Annotated in this window: 12 protein-coding genes; 7 read left to right on the top strand and 5 right to left on the bottom strand. The window is 72.5% G+C overall.

All coding sequences use genetic code 11. The features are described 5' to 3' along the window. Window positions 1-4 precede the first annotated feature (4 nt). On the top strand, window positions 5-517 hold the full coding sequence (gene rplQ / locus ACH4F6_RS23005; protein ID WP_397962184.1) for a 50S ribosomal protein L17: 513 nt from the start codon (window positions 5-7) through the stop codon (window positions 515-517). A 71-nt stretch (window positions 518-588) separates the two neighbouring features. Next, window positions 589-1,449 carry a tRNA pseudouridine(38-40) synthase TruA gene (gene truA / locus ACH4F6_RS23000; protein WP_397962183.1) on the top strand — a complete coding sequence of 287 codons (861 nt, stop codon included), beginning with the start codon at window positions 589-591 and terminating at the stop codon, window positions 1,447-1,449. 80 nt (window positions 1,450-1,529) lie between these two features. On the opposite strand, the gene ACH4F6_RS22995 is transcribed toward truA, so the two are convergent. Continuing rightward, entirely contained in the window at window positions 1,530-2,405 is an 876-nt protein-coding gene (locus ACH4F6_RS22995; protein WP_397962182.1) for a hypothetical protein, read from the bottom strand. A gap of 73 nt (window positions 2,406-2,478) precedes the next feature. On the opposite strand from ACH4F6_RS22995, the gene ACH4F6_RS22990 reads away from it, so the two are divergent. The 4 genes from ACH4F6_RS22990 to glmM all read left to right on the top strand — a co-directional run bounded on the left by ACH4F6_RS22990 (window position 2,479) and on the right by glmM (window position 6,542). Next, the gene (locus ACH4F6_RS22990; protein ID WP_397962181.1) at window positions 2,479-3,729 is read left to right on the top strand and encodes a glycosyltransferase 87 family protein; all 1,251 of its coding nucleotides are present in this window, start codon (window positions 2,479-2,481) and stop codon (window positions 3,727-3,729) included. Between the two features lie 203 nt (window positions 3,730-3,932). Continuing rightward, a complete protein-coding gene (gene rplM / locus ACH4F6_RS22985; protein WP_137303147.1) occupies window positions 3,933-4,376 on the top strand; it encodes a 50S ribosomal protein L13 in 444 nt (147 codons plus the stop codon). A gap of 44 nt (window positions 4,377-4,420) precedes the next feature. Then, window positions 4,421-4,933, top strand: a complete 513-nt coding sequence (gene rpsI / locus ACH4F6_RS22980) for a 30S ribosomal protein S9 (RefSeq protein WP_301972785.1) — start codon at window positions 4,421-4,423, stop codon at window positions 4,931-4,933. A gap of 250 nt (window positions 4,934-5,183) precedes the next feature. Beyond that, window positions 5,184-6,542, top strand: coding sequence for a phosphoglucosamine mutase (gene glmM / locus ACH4F6_RS22975; RefSeq protein WP_397962180.1), 1,359 nt, complete (start codon window positions 5,184-5,186; stop codon window positions 6,540-6,542). A gap of 139 nt (window positions 6,543-6,681) precedes the next feature. On the opposite strand, the gene ACH4F6_RS22970 is transcribed toward glmM, so the two are convergent. Further along, complete coding sequence (locus ACH4F6_RS22970) at window positions 6,682-7,620, bottom strand: DUF389 domain-containing protein (protein WP_397962179.1); 939 nt, start codon at window positions 7,618-7,620, stop codon at window positions 6,682-6,684. A 16-nt stretch (window positions 7,621-7,636) separates the two neighbouring features. Beyond that, window positions 7,637-8,605 (bottom strand): type I pantothenate kinase, encoded by a 969-nt coding sequence (coaA, locus tag ACH4F6_RS22965; protein ID WP_397962396.1) that lies wholly within the window; start codon window positions 8,603-8,605, stop codon window positions 7,637-7,639. Window positions 8,606-8,900: 295 nt separating this feature from the next. On the opposite strand from coaA, the gene glmS reads away from it, so the two are divergent. Continuing rightward, complete coding sequence (glmS, locus tag ACH4F6_RS22960) at window positions 8,901-10,748, top strand: glutamine--fructose-6-phosphate transaminase (isomerizing) (protein WP_397962178.1); 1,848 nt, start codon at window positions 8,901-8,903, stop codon at window positions 10,746-10,748. Between the two features lie 242 nt (window positions 10,749-10,990). On the opposite strand, the gene ACH4F6_RS22955 is transcribed toward glmS, so the two are convergent. Both ACH4F6_RS22955 and ACH4F6_RS22950 read right to left on the bottom strand, forming a co-directional pair. Continuing rightward, window positions 10,991-12,730 carry a M16 family metallopeptidase gene (locus ACH4F6_RS22955; RefSeq protein ID WP_397962177.1) on the bottom strand — a complete coding sequence of 580 codons (1,740 nt, stop codon included), beginning with the start codon at window positions 12,728-12,730 and terminating at the stop codon, window positions 10,991-10,993. 13 nt (window positions 12,731-12,743) lie between these two features. Then, window positions 12,744-13,703, bottom strand: a complete 960-nt coding sequence (locus ACH4F6_RS22950; protein WP_397962176.1) for a hypothetical protein — start codon at window positions 13,701-13,703, stop codon at window positions 12,744-12,746. Between the last annotated feature and the right edge of the window lie 49 nt (window positions 13,704-13,752).

The raw sequence follows: 13,752 nt of genomic DNA, 5'->3' as shown, positions 1-13,752 counted from the left end.
AACCATGCCGAAGCCCACCAAGGGTGCCCGTCTGGGCGGCAGCGCCGCGCACGAGAAGCTCCTCCTCGCCAACCTGGCGAAGAGCCTCTTCGAGCACGGCCGTATCACCACCACCGAGGCGAAGGCCCGCCGCCTGCGCCCGTACGCCGAGCGTCTGGTCACCAAGGCGAAGAAGGGCGACCTTCACAACCGCCGTCAGGTGCTCCAGGTCATCACGGACAAGAGCGTCGTCCACACGCTCTTCACCGAGATCGGCCCGCGCTACGAGAACCGCCCGGGTGGCTACACCCGCATCACCAAGATCGGTAACCGCCGTGGCGACAACGCGCCCATGGCCGTCATCGAGCTGGTCGAGGCGCTGACCGTGGCGCAGCAGGCGACCGGTGAGGCCGAGGCCGCGACGAAGCGCGCGGTCAAGGAGTCCGAGGCCAAGGCCGAGGAGACCAAGGCCGAGGAAGCGGCTCCGGCCGCCGACGAGGCCGCCGAGGCTCCGGCCGAGGAGTCGAAGGACGCCTGAGGCTCTGCCTTGCAGTGAACGGGTCCGCCCCTCGGGGCGGACCCGTTCCGCGTTGTTGAGAGGATCCAGGGGTGAGTGAGGAAGTTCAGCCCGGTTACGTCCGTGTCCGCCTCGACCTTTCCTACGACGGGACCGAGTTCTCCGGATGGGCCAAGCAGGCCGGGGGACGGCGGACCGTGCAGGGGGAGATCGAGGACGCCCTGCGCACCGTCACGCGGTCCGGGGACACCACGTACGAACTGACCGTGGCGGGCCGCACCGACGCCGGGGTGCACGCGCGCGGGCAGGTCGCCCACGTGGACCTGCCCGAGGCGGTGTGGCGCGAGCACCACGAGAAGCTGCTCAAGCGGCTCGCCGGGCGGCTGCCCCGGGACGTACGGGTGTGGGCGCTGCGCGAGGCGCCCAGCGGCTTCAACGCCCGTTTCTCGGCGGTCTGGCGGCGGTACGCGTACCGCGTCACCGACAACCCCGGGGGCGTGGACCCCCTGCTGCGCAACCACGTGCTGTGGCACGACTGGCCGCTCGACGTCGACGCCATGAACGAGGCCGCCCGGCGGCTGCTCGGCGAACACGACTTCGCCGCCTACTGCAAGAAGCGGGAGGGCGCGACGACCATCCGCACGCTCCAGGAGCTGAGCCTCCACAAGGGGGCCGACGGCATCATCACGGCCACCGTCCGCGCCGACGCCTTCTGCCACAACATGGTGCGCTCGCTGATCGGGGCGCTGCTGTTCGTGGGGGACGGGCACCGGGGGCCGGAGTGGCCGGGAAAGGTGCTCGCCGCGGGCGTACGGGACTCGGCCGTGCACGTCGTGCGGCCGCACGGGCTGACGCTGGAGGAGGTCGGCTACCCGGCCGACGAGCTGCTCGCCGCCCGCTCCCGGGAGGCGCGGAACAAGCGGACGCTGCCCGGGGCGGCCGGGTGCTGCTGAGGACCGTCCGGACGGGGCCGGCGGTCACCTTCCCCCCGGACCGCTGACCGAGGGGGAGGACCCGCGCCCGTCCGGCGCGGTCAGCTGTTCGCGGCGGCGGACGCCTGGGCCTCGCCGCGGCGCTGGATCTGCCCGAACGTGAACTCGGCGAGGTCGTCACCGACGGTGAAGACCTCGGTGTCCTTCGTCGTCACGTCCTTGCCGTCGGTGAAGCCGGTGATGGTGAAGTAGGCGTAACGGCCGTGGGAGTTGGTCGTCGACCGGCAGACCGCGCCGTTGCAGAAGGCCTTGACGCCGTTGCCGGCGAGGGCCTTGACGAAGCTGCTCTTGTCGGCCTGCTCCTTGGCCTTGAGGGCCTGGGCCTCGGTGTCGAAGACGGCCACGCCGACGGTCACCGCGATGCCGTCCTCGACGTACGTGATGCGCATCAGACGGGTGCAGTCGTTGGCGGCCAGCACCTTGGGCAGCGTGCCCTGGACGCCGGTGGCGCAGTTGGTGGAGTCGGCCTTCGCGGCCTTCTTGTAGACGGTCGAGCCGATCGTCAGCTGCGTGCCCGGGAAGAGCAGGTCGGGGCCGTTGGGAGCGGTGTCCTTGGCCTTGCTGGAGATGAACTCCTTCGGGTCCAGCGGCGGCGGCGCGCTGGTCGGGGCGAAGGACGGGGTGCCGGACGCGCTCGGCAGGTCGGCGGTCGCGGGCAGGGAGGAGGCCGGACGGTTCGCCTCGTCGTCGCCGTTCGCCGACACCACGGCCATGGCCACGGCGGCGCCTATCCCGATCGTCGCGAGCGCGCCCCCGCCTATGAACAGCAGCCGGCGGCGCTTGCTGCGCTTCTCGGACGCGTCGGCCAGCGCGGCCCAGTCCGGGGACGCTCCGTCACTGCCGCTGCTCCACGGCTGCTGGGAGTTCGGTTTCCACGGATCCCACTGGGACTGAGGTCCCCCCTGCCCATAGCTCATGGGCCGCATCTTAGACGCGGTGAAGGGTGTGCTGTTCCGCCTCAACCGGCACCGGAGCACCTAGCGTTGAGGAATGAGTACGGGCAAAGGCGACATCTCCGGGTGGTTGGTGCGGCGTTCTCCCCGGCCGCTGTGGTGGGGGCTGCTGGCGGTGCTCGGGGTGACGGTGGCGCACGCGGCGCGGACCGCCCCGGACGGCGGGATGGACAACGCGATCGTCGTCGGGGCGGCCCGCGCCTGGCTGTCGGGCCGGTCCCCGTACGACGACCCGCACTTCCTCTACCTGCCGGGCGCGGTGCTCGCCGCCGTCCCGCAGGCGCTGCTGCCGGAGTCCGTCCTGCGCGTCCTGGTGCCGTCGGCGGTCACGGCCTGTCTGGCGGCCGGCTGGGCCTGCGCCCTGCGGCTGCACCGGGTCCCGCTGGACAGCCGGCTCGCGGTGCTCGGCCTGGCCGGGCTCGCGGCCGGCTTCGCGCCCTTCGGCCACCTGGTCCGGCTGGGCAACTGGACGGCGACCGCGGTCCTGGCGCTGCCCCCGGCGCTGCTGCTGATGCGCCGCGACCGGTGGACGGCGGCGGCCGCGGTGCTCGGCGCGGCCCTGGCGCTGAAGCCGTTGCTGGCCCCGGTGGCGCTGCTGTTCGTCTTCGCCCGCCGGCCGCGGGCGCTGGCCGTGCTGGTCGCCGTGCCGGTGCTGGTGTCCGGGGCGTGCGCCCTGCTGCTGCCCGACCCGGCGGGCTTCGTCACCCGGACCCTGCCCTTCCTGCTGCGGGGCGACGACGCCTTCGTACGGCTCTACGAGGCCTCCCCGGGCGCGGTGCTGCCCCGGCTGGGGGTGCCGCCGCTCCTGGCCCGGGGCGTGGCCCTCGCGGCCTGTGCCGCCGGGGTGGTCTGCGCCCGCCGGCGCTGGTGCCGGGCCGATCCCGGCCCGCTGCGGCTCGCCGAGACGGCCGCGGGGCTGATGCTCTCGGCGTTCCTCGTCTCGAGGCCCTCGTACGACCACTACCTGCTGGTCGTGGTGCCGCTGCTGCTGGCCGGGCTGCCGTACGCGGGGTCGGTGGCCCGGCGGCCGTGGTTCTGGCTGGCGCTGGTGCCGCAGGTCCCGGGGCTGACCTGGCCCTACCTGGAGACGGTGCGGCGGCGGGCCTTCAAGGACGCGATGACGTTGTGCGCCCTGGCGGTCACCGTGGCGTGCCGGTCGGTCCCGCGGGCGGGGCCGGGGTCGTCCGGGCCGGAGGCGGGAGCGCGGGAGCGGCGGCCCCCGGCGGCGCTCGCCCCTACACTGGGCGAGAAGAGCAGCGAACCTCGGCCCCGGTCGGCGTCGTTTTGACCCGGCCCGGCCGCCGCAGGTATCCTGCATCTTCGTTGTGTATTGGCTTGCTCATTCTCACGGGACGGGCCCTTACACCGGTCCACCGGGCCGATGACCAGCGACCAGCACGCGGTTTGCGTCACCGCGGTGCGGTCAGGGCTGTCGTGATCGTCTTCGGTGACCTTGTCAGGACCACTCACTCGAAGCGAAGGCTACGAACCGTGCGTACGTACAGCCCCAAGCCCGGCGATGTGACGCGCCAGTGGCACGTCATCGACGCTCAGGACGTTGTCCTGGGCCGTCTCGCCAGCACCGCCGCCTCCATCCTGCGCGGCAAGCACAAGCCGATCTACGCCCCTCACGTCGACACCGGTGACTTCGTCATCATCATCAACGCCGACAAGGTGCACCTGTCCGGCAACAAGCGGACCCAGAAGATGGCGTACCGCCACTCCGGCTACCCGGGTGGTCTGCGCTCCGTCCGCTACGACGAGCTGCTGGACAAGAACCCCGAGAAGGCCATCGAGAAGGCCGTCAAGGGCATGCTCCCGAAGAACTCGCTGGGCCGTCAGATGCTCTCGAAGCTGAAGGTCTACAAGGGTGACCAGCACCCGCACGGCGCGCAGCAGCCGCAGCCGTTCGAGATCACCCAGGTCGCGCAGTAAGTCCGGCCGACAAACCCCAAGCCAAGAGAATCTGAGGAATCACCGTGGCCGAGACCACTGCCGAGCAGCCGCTCGAAGAGCTTGACATCGACAGCTACACCACCGAGTCCGAGGTCCCCGTCGAGGGCGAGTACACCTCGGAGTCCCTGGCCTCCCGCTTCGGCGAGCCCCAGCCGGCCGCCGGCCTGGGCCGCCGCAAGAACGCCATCGCCCGCGTCCGGATCGTCCCGGGCACCGGCAAGTGGAAGATCAACGGTCGCACCCTCGAGGACTACTTCCCGAACAAGGTGCACCAGCAGGAAGTCAACGAGCCGTTCAAGGTCCTCGAGCTCGAGGGTCGTTACGACGTCGTCGCCCGCATCGCCGGTGGCGGTGTCTCCGGTCAGGCCGGTGCGCTCCGTCTCGGTGTCGCCCGCGCGCTGAACGAGGCCGACGTCGACAACAACCGCGGCCCGCTGAAGAAGGCCGGCTTCCTCACCCGTGACGACCGCGCGGTCGAGCGGAAGAAGGCCGGTCTCAAGAAGGCCCGCAAGGCTCCGCAGTACAGCAAGCGCTAAGCTTCGCTGCCTGCTCGTACGTCTTCCGGGCCGGTGCGGCTCGCTCGAACGTACCTGGAACGCCCCGGCGGCACGCCACAGTGCCGTCGGGGCGTTCGTTTTCTCTCAGTCGTAGGCGTATAACGGCACAAGACGCTCAAAGGCTTGTGTGATCGGATGTTCAGGGCATGCAATGCCTGGACGCGGGAGCCGCGCCGACCATCCGGACGCCCGCACGGCTACCGAAACCGATGCTTCCTCAGGAGGACAAGTGGGACGACTCTTCGGCACGGACGGCGTGCGCGGTGTCGCCAACGCGGATCTCACGGCCGAGATGGCGCTCGGTCTGTCCGTCGCGGCGGCGCACGTGCTGGCCGAGGCGGGCACCTTCGAGGGCCACCGGCCGGTCGCGGTGGTCGGACGGGACCCGCGCGCGTCCGGGGAGTTCCTCGAAGCGGCGATGGTGGCCGGTCTGGCGAGCGCCGGAGTGGACGTGCTGCGGGTCGGTGTGCTGCCCACCCCGGCGGTCGCGTACCTGACCGGCGCGCTCGGCGCCGACCTCGGCGTGATGCTCTCCGCCAGCCACAACGCCATGCCCGACAACGGCATCAAGTTCTTCGCCCGCGGTGGCCACAAGCTCGCCGACGAGCTCGAGGACAAGATCGAGACCGTCTACGACGAGCACCGGCACGGTGAGCCCTGGGAGCGGCCGACCGGCGCGGCCGTCGGACGCGTGCGGTCGTACGACGAAGGGTTCGACCGGTACGTCGCCCACCTCATCGCCGTGCTCCCCAACCGGCTCGACGGGCTGAAGATCGTCCTCGACGAGGCGCACGGCGCCGCCGCCCACGTCTCGCCGGAGGCGTTCACGCGGGCCGGCGCGGAGATCGTCACCATCGGCGCGTCCCCGGACGGGCTCAACATCAACGACGGGTGCGGCTCCACGCACCTGGACAAGCTGAAGGCGGCCGTCGTCGAGCACGGCGCGGACTTCGGCATCGCGCACGACGGGGACGCCGACCGGTGCCTGGCCGTGGACCACACCGGTGAGGAAGTGGACGGGGACCAGATCCTGGCCGTGCTCGCGCTCGCCATGCGGGAGCGGGGCGTGCTGCGCTCGGACGCCGTGGTCGCCACCGTCATGTCCAACCTCGGCTTCAAGCTGGCCATGGAGCGCGAGGGCATCCACCTCGTCCAGACCGCCGTCGGCGACCGGTACGTGCTGGAGGAGATGAAGCAGCACGGGTACGCGCTCGGCGGCGAGCAGTCCGGGCACGTGATCATCCTGGACCACGCGACCACCGGTGACGGCACGCTGACCGGGCTCATGCTGGCGGCGCGGGTCGCGCAGAGCGGGAAGTCGCTGCGCGAGCTGGCGTCCGTGATGGAGCGGCTGCCGCAGGTGCTGATCAACGTGCCGGACGTGGACAGGTCCCGGGTCGGGGACTCGGCCGAGCTGTCGGCCGCCGTCGGTGAGGCGGAGCGGGAGCTGGGCGCCACCGGGCGGGTGCTGCTGCGGCCTTCCGGGACCGAGCCGCTGGTGCGGGTGATGGTCGAGGCGGCGGACATCGAGCAGGCCCGCTCGGTCGCCGGGCGGCTGGCCGACGCCGTGAAGTCCGCGCTGGGGTAGGGCCGGACCGGGTTCGTGACGAGGGGTTCTGCGGGGTGCGGGCCGCGGGTTCGCGGGGACCGGCCGCGCAGTTCCCCGCACCCCCGGCGCGCTGCCCCGGCCGGCGGTGACGCGTCCGCGCACCCCTCGGCGCGCCGCCTCAGCCGGCGTCGGCGTGTTCGCGTCGCCTCGACCAGAGCCACTTCTGGAGCAGCAGGGTCAGCGTTCCCGCCAGGACGATGCCCGTGAGGTTCAGCAGGAGCTGTTCCGTCGAGCCCCAGGTCTGTCCGGTGTCGCCGAAGCTGAGGGCGACGGCGGCGTTGGCGGCGGCGGGGACGGTGGTGACCGAGATGGCCACGCCGACCAGGGCGCCGGACTTGGCGGAGGTCAGCGAGAGGGTGCCGGCCACGCCGGCCAGGACCGCCACGATGAAGGAGAACGCGTCGGGGGCGTAGACGAAGCCCGTCTGCGGCCGGTCGGCCTCCAGTTGCTCCTTGCTGAACAGGTCGAGCCAGTCCATGAAGAGGCTGAAGCCCACGGTCACCGCCATGGCCACCGCGAAGCCGGCCAGCAGCGCGATCAGCGAGCGCAGTGCCAGGCGCGGGGCGCGCTGCACGATCGACGTGGAGATGCCGGCCAGCGGGCCGAACTCGGGGCCGACGGCCATGGCGCCCACGATCAGGACCGCGTTGTCCAGCACCACGCCGCAGGCCGCGATCATCGTCGCCAGCGTGATGAACGCCAGGTAGGTGACGGAGAGCGTCGACTCCTCGTGGGTCGCGTCGGTCATGTGCTCCCACAGGACCGCGTCCGCGGCCTCCCCGGGCGCCTCCTCCGCGGCCTTGTCGGCGCGCAGGGACAGCGACAGGTCGATGTTCTCGACGGCGATCGAGCCGCTCCGCTCCAGGCCCAGTTCCTGCAGCGAGGTGAGGAGTTCGTCGCCGGCCTCGCGCGCCACGTCGCACAGGACGACGTCGCCGGCCGGGTCGCGGGCGGCGCCCGGCAGCACCACCAGGTGCGTGGTGCCCACGGTGTCCTCGATCAGGCGGACCACGGCGTCGGTCCTCTCCGACGGCGTGATCAGGCGCAGATGCAGCATGGGGGCAGGGTAGCCGTCACAGTTTGCGCAGGCTCAGCCGCTGCACCTTGTGGTCCGGTCCCTTGCGGAGGACCAGGGTGGCGCGGCCGCGGGTGGGGGCGATGTTCTCCACCAGGTTGGGCTTGTTGATGGTCCGCCAGAGGGTGCGGGCGTAGGCGAGCGCCTCCTCCTCGGACACCTGGGTGTACTTCCTGAAGTACGAGTCCGGTTTCTGGAAGGCGGTCTGACGGAGCTTCTTGAACCGGCTGAGGTACCAGTGTTCGATGTCCTCGGCGCTCGCGTCGACGTACACGCTGAAGTCGAAGTAGTCGGCGAGGCCGACGCGGGTGCGGCCGTCCTTGCCGGGGAGGGCGGGCTGGAGGACGTTCAGGCCCTCGACGATCAGGATGTCCGGGCGGCGGACCGTGAGCCGCCGGTCGGGGACGATGTCGTAGATGAGGTGGGAGTAGACGGGGGCCGTGACCTCGTCCTTGCCCGCCTTGATGTCGGCGACGAAGCGGGTGAGGGCGCGGCGGTCGTACGACTCGGGGAAACCCTTCCGCGACATCAGGCCGCGGGCCTCCAGCTCCCTGGTGGGGAGCAGGAAGCCGTCGGTGGTGACCAGTTCGACGCGCGGGTGCTCCGGCCAGCGGGAGAGGAGGGCCTGCAGGAGCCGGGCGACGGTGGACTTGCCGACGGCGACGGAGCCGGCGACCCCTATCACGAACGGGGTGCCGGACTGGGAGCCCTGCTCGCCGAGGAAGGTGTTCAGCGCGCCGCGCAGGCCGTCCGTGGCGCCGACGTAGAGGTTGAGGAGGCGGGACAGCGGGAGGTAGATGTCCCGGACCTCGTCCAGGTCGATGACGTCGCCGAGGCCGCGCAGCCTCTCGACCTCGTCGGCGGTCAGCGGCAGCGGTGTCTTGTCCCGCAGGGCGCTCCACTCGCGGCGGGTGAGGTCGACGTAGGGAGTCGCCTCCGGCCTGTGCCGGTGGGCGCTCCGGGGCATCGGGGAGACCGGAGAGATCACAGTCCATTGTTAACGGAGTTTGAACGGAATGGCGGGTGGGGTCCGTCACGCCGGGCGGGGGCGGTCCGGGCGGGGGCGTGCGGGGCGGCGCGAGGAGGCGGCGTGGGGGCGCGCCCGGGATCCACGGGGGCGGTACAGGCGCGCGCGAAGGGGCGTACCGGCGTGCGTGAAGCGGCGCACGGGCCCGTGCGAAGGGTCGTACAGGCGTGGGAATTTCCGAATCCGGGCACGTGAAGGCCTTTTCGGGACGCGATTCGGTCGTAGGCTGCCGCGCATGTGCGGAATCGTGGGATACGTGGGAGCGCAGTCGGCGCTCGAAGTCGTGATGGCCGGGCTGAAGCGGCTGGAGTACCGGGGCTACGACTCGGCGGGTGTCGCCGTGCTCTCGGACGGCGGGCTCGCCGCCGGGAAGAAGGCGGGCAAGCTCGTCAACCTGGAGAAGGAACTCGTCGAGCGGCCGCTGCCGACCGGCACGACGGGCGTCGGGCACACCCGCTGGGCCACGCACGGCGGGCCGACCGACGCGAACGCCCATCCCCACCTGGACAACGCGGGGCGCGTCGCCGTCGTGCACAACGGGATCATCGAGAACTTCGCGGCGCTGCGGGACGAACTGGCCGAGCGCGGGCACGAGCTGGCCTCCGAGACCGACACCGAGGTGGTGGCCCACCTGCTCGCGGAGGAGTTCTCCGTGACGGCCGACCTCGCCGAGGCCATGCGGCTGGTGTGCCGTCGGCTGGAGGGGGCGTTCACCCTGGTCGCGGTGCACGCCGACGAGCCGGACGTGGTGGTCGGGGCGCGGCGGAACTCACCGCTCGTGGTGGGCGTCGGAGAGGGCGAGGCCTTCCTCGCCTCGGACGTCGCCGCGTTCATCGCCCACACGCGGTCGGCGATCGAGCTGGGTCAGGACCAGGTGGTGGAGCTGCGCCGGGACGGTGTGACGGTCACCGGCTTCGACGGCCGGCCGGCCGAGGTGCGTTCGTACCACATCGACTGGGACGCGTCGGCCGCGGAAAAGGGCGGGTACGACTACTTCATGCTCAAGGAGATCGCCGAGCAGCCCAAGGCGGTCGCCGACACGCTGCTGGGGCGCATCGACGCGTCCGGTTCGCTGACGCTCGACGAGGTCCGCATCTCTACGGCCGAGCTGCGCGAGGTGGACAAGGTCGTCATCGTCGCCTGCGGCACGGCCTTCCACGCGGGGATGATCGCCAAGTACGCCATCGAGCACTGGACGCGGATCCCGTGCGAGGTGGAGCTGGCGAGCGAGTTCCGCTACCGGGACCCGATCCTGGGGGCGCGGTCGCTGGTCATCGCCATCTCGCAGTCCGGGGAGACCATGGACACGCTCATGGCGCTGCGGCACGCCCGTGAGCAGGGCTCCAAGGTGCTGGCGATCTGCAACACCAACGGTTCGACGATCCCGCGCGAGTCGGACGCGGTGCTGTACACGCACGCGGGGCCGGAGGTGGCGGTCGCCTCGACGAAGGCGTTCCTGACGCAGCTGGTCGCCTGCTACCTGGTCGCGCTGTACCTGGGCCAGGTCCGGGGCACCAAGTGGGGGGACGAGATCCGGGCGGTCATCCGGGACCTCGCGCAGATCTCCGGTGCGGTCGAGCGGGTGCTGGAGACCATGGAGCCGGTGCGGGAGCTGGCGCGGTCGCTCGCCGGGAAGAACACCGTGCTGTTCCTCGGGCGGCACGTGGGCTACCCGGTGGCGCTGGAGGGCGCGCTCAAGCTGAAGGAGCTGGCGTACATGCACGCCGAGGGCTTCGCGGCGGGCGAGCTGAAGCACGGGCCGATCGCGCTCATCGAGGAGGACCTGCCGGTGGTCGTGGTCGTGCCGTCCCCGCGGGGGCGGTCCGTCCTGCACGACAAGATCGTCTCCAACATCCAGGAGATCCGGGCGCGCGGGGCGCGGACGATCGTGATCGCGGAGGAGGGGGACGAGGCGGTCGTGCCGTACGCCGACCACCTGGTGCGGATCCCGGTGACGCCGACCCTGCTCCAGCCGCTGGTGGCGACGGTGCCGTTGCAGGTGTTCGCGTGCGAGCTGGCCACGGCCCGGGGCAACGAGGTGGACCAGCCCCGGAACCTGGCGAAGTCGGTCACCGTGGAGTGAGCCGGTCGCGGCGGGCCGGTGACCTGGGGGATCCAGCAGGTCGCCGGGGACCGCGGAGCGAGCCGGTCACCGTGGAGCGCGGCGGGGGCCCCCCCCCCGGGGGGGGCCCCCCCCGGGGGGGGGGTGCGGGGGGGGGGGGGGGGGGGGGCGGGGGGGTACCCCGGGGGGGGGGGGGCCCGGGGGGGCGCGGGGGCCCCGGGGGGGGGGGGGGGGCCCCCCCGGGGGGGGGGGCCCCCGCCCGGTCAGGCGGGCCCGGTCCGGCGGCGCCGGTTCGCCGCGCGGGCCCAGCGGATCAGGTAGTACTCGATGACCGCGAAGCCGATCATGCCGGTCAGGGGCGGTATCCGGCCCTCGTTGATCCGTTCGACGACGAGGTACACGGCGACCGCCGGCCAGACCACGATCAGCAGGGACAGCGGGACGAGGAGGGCCGCCCAGCCCCACGCACCGGCCCTGCGCCGCACCGAGGGCTTCTCGCGCCGGCGCGGCTGCGGGATCCGGTCCGGTTCGCGGGCCGGCATGGGGACCACCGCCTCCGGCGGGACCGCCGCGTCCAGGGCCGCGACGCGTTCCGGGGTGACCCCCCGGTACAGGGTGGGCTCCACCGTGACCACGAAGCCGTCGTGGCCGGTGAGGCTGCGGGCGCCGTCCGGGCGGGTGGTCATCACGGCGCAGGCGTCGTAGCGGACGGTGACCGGGCCCCTCGGGGTCGTCAGGCTGACGCCCTCGGCGCCGATGACCAGCGTGACCTCCTCGTCCTCCAGGGACGGGTGCCGGGTGCCGGTGACGGCGGCCGACGAGTACTGGGGGGCCAGGGCGAAGCCCGCCCAGTCCACCGCGCGGCCCGGCACCTTCAGGAGCGCGGAGTCCCACGCCTCCCGCGCCACCTCGCGCAGGTCGGCGACCGTCACCGCGTCCAGCTCGGCCCGGTGCTGCTCGGGGGAGAGGATCCGGTGCCCGAGCAGCAGGCTCAGGGCGTACGACGGCAGCGAGGCGGCTCCGAGGTCGGGGTGGTCGTAGATCTTGAGGTGCTTGGCGCGGACGGAGTCCAGCTCCGACTGCTCGATGCGGCCCGCGCGCAGCCGGGCCAGGGTGTCGACGAAGCCGCCGACGACCGCGTCCTGCTTCTGCGGGAGCGCGTCCGCGTACGCGGTGAGCGTGGCGAAGTCCGCGTCGCGCGGGGAGTAGTCGGCCTCCGCCGAGTACGAGTAGCCGCCCTCCTGGCGCAGGTCCTGGAAGAGCGCCCGGCCGAGGACGTCCGCGAAGACGGAGGCGGCGGTGGAGCGCCGCAGCACCGAGGTGAGGACGACGTGGCCGTCGTCGCCGTGGATGTAGGCCGGGGTGACCGGCAGCGCGCTGGTGGCGGCCGGCGCCGGGAAACGGGTGCCGGCCGGGAGGGCGAGGTCCAGGCCCTCGGGCACCCGGTCGCTGGTGATCCACAGCACCGCGTTGTCCCGGGTGAAGCGGGTCTGCGCCCAGTGCCGCACCCGGTCGGGGGTCAGGCTCCAGGTGCCGAGCTCGTTGTAGCCGGCCAGGCCGTAGCCCCGGGCGCCGTACCGCCACAGCGCGAGCGGGGAGTGGGGGCCGCTGCCGCGGCCCGCCGCCTCCGTGCGCAGGATCTCCTTCTCGGTCTCCAGCCGGTCCATCGGCAGGTCCCGCAGCCCCGCGCACACGCTGTTGAGGTGGGAGACGACCTCCTCCTCGCTGCCGGTGACGTGGAAGAGGGTGTACGCGTTCGCCGTCGCGCCGTTGTGGTGCAGGTCGGACAGGCCCACGCGGTGCAGGGCGAGGTGCTCCACGAGATGGGTGATCCCGGCGGTGGCCAGGGTCTCGTCGGCGCGGCCCACCCGGAAGAAGAGACCGGCGGTGACCTCCTTGCCGGAGGCGGGGGCGTGCAGGACCGGGACGCCCTGGACGGTGGTGTGGGAGAGCAGGCCGTCGAGGGCGGCGAGGCCGCTGTGGTCGTGCAGTTCGGTGGTCATGTGCCCCGGCCCCTCAGGCTTCCGTCGCGGACTTGCGGTACTTCAGGTACGAGGCCCTCGGATCGCTCAGGTAGTCCCACGGGTGCTCCGGGGCGCGGTCGCCGAGGAAGGCGAAGTGCGGGGCCGCGTCCGCGGTGTGACCGCCCAGCGAGAAGGCGAACGCGAACGCGCTGTGCGCCCCGATCGTGTTCCAGTCGGGCCGGTGGGACGGGTGCAGCACCGAGACCTGCGCGGCGAACCGCAGGTCGTCGCGGACCGGCACGCCCCGCAGGTAGGCGGCGCGCTCGGCGCCCTCCAGGTCCAGCCAGTGCTCGATGTGGGCGAGCGCGACCAGCGCGCCGTTGACCGAGCCGTCGGGGGCGGCGGTCGCGCACTCGCGGGCGAAGCCGTGCGCCGCCTCCCAGGAGCCGCCCCACTTGGGGCAGACCTGCTGGAGCAGCTGCGTCTGCGCGTTGTACAGGTGCGGGTGGTGCGCGGACAGCCGGTCGTAGCGGCGGCGCGCCTCGGCCTGTCCCAGCTGGAGGCCGCGCGCGGTGATCAGCCGGACCGTCCAGGCGGGGGCGTACGCCGGGTGCTCGGCGCACACCTCGATCAGCAGCTGCTCGGCCCGGCGCAGCCAGGCGTGGAACTGCTCGAACTGTTCCCGCGAGACGTACTGCGCGCGGGCGCTGCTGCGGATGTCCCAGCCGATGACGACGTACCGGTGCGCGAGGAGCGTGCGCGGCAGCGGGTCGCCGGGCAGGTCGGCGGCCGCCCGCTCCAGGAGGTTCTCGACGCCGGCGATGCCGGCGAGGAGGGACGAGGCGGAGCAGACCTTCGCGACGGAGCCGAGCCCGGTGACGAAGGCCCGCACGGCGGGCCAGTCACCGGCCTGCGCGGCCGAGCGCAGGGAGATCAGTTCGGGCGTGTTGTCGTACGGATCGAAGGTCGGTCCGGCCGAGCCCGTGGCTCCGCCGCTGCTGGTGCTGTTCATTCCTCCGCCCCCTGGCGTTGCTCTCCGCGGCGCGCGGACTGGCCCCCCA

Origin of the sequence: Streptomyces sp. NPDC017936 (genome assembly GCF_044328485.1) — a bacterium.
In the GTDB taxonomy this organism is placed as follows: domain Bacteria; phylum Actinomycetota; class Actinomycetes; order Streptomycetales; family Streptomycetaceae; genus Streptomyces.
This window is presented reverse-complemented; position numbering and strand designations above follow the sequence as displayed.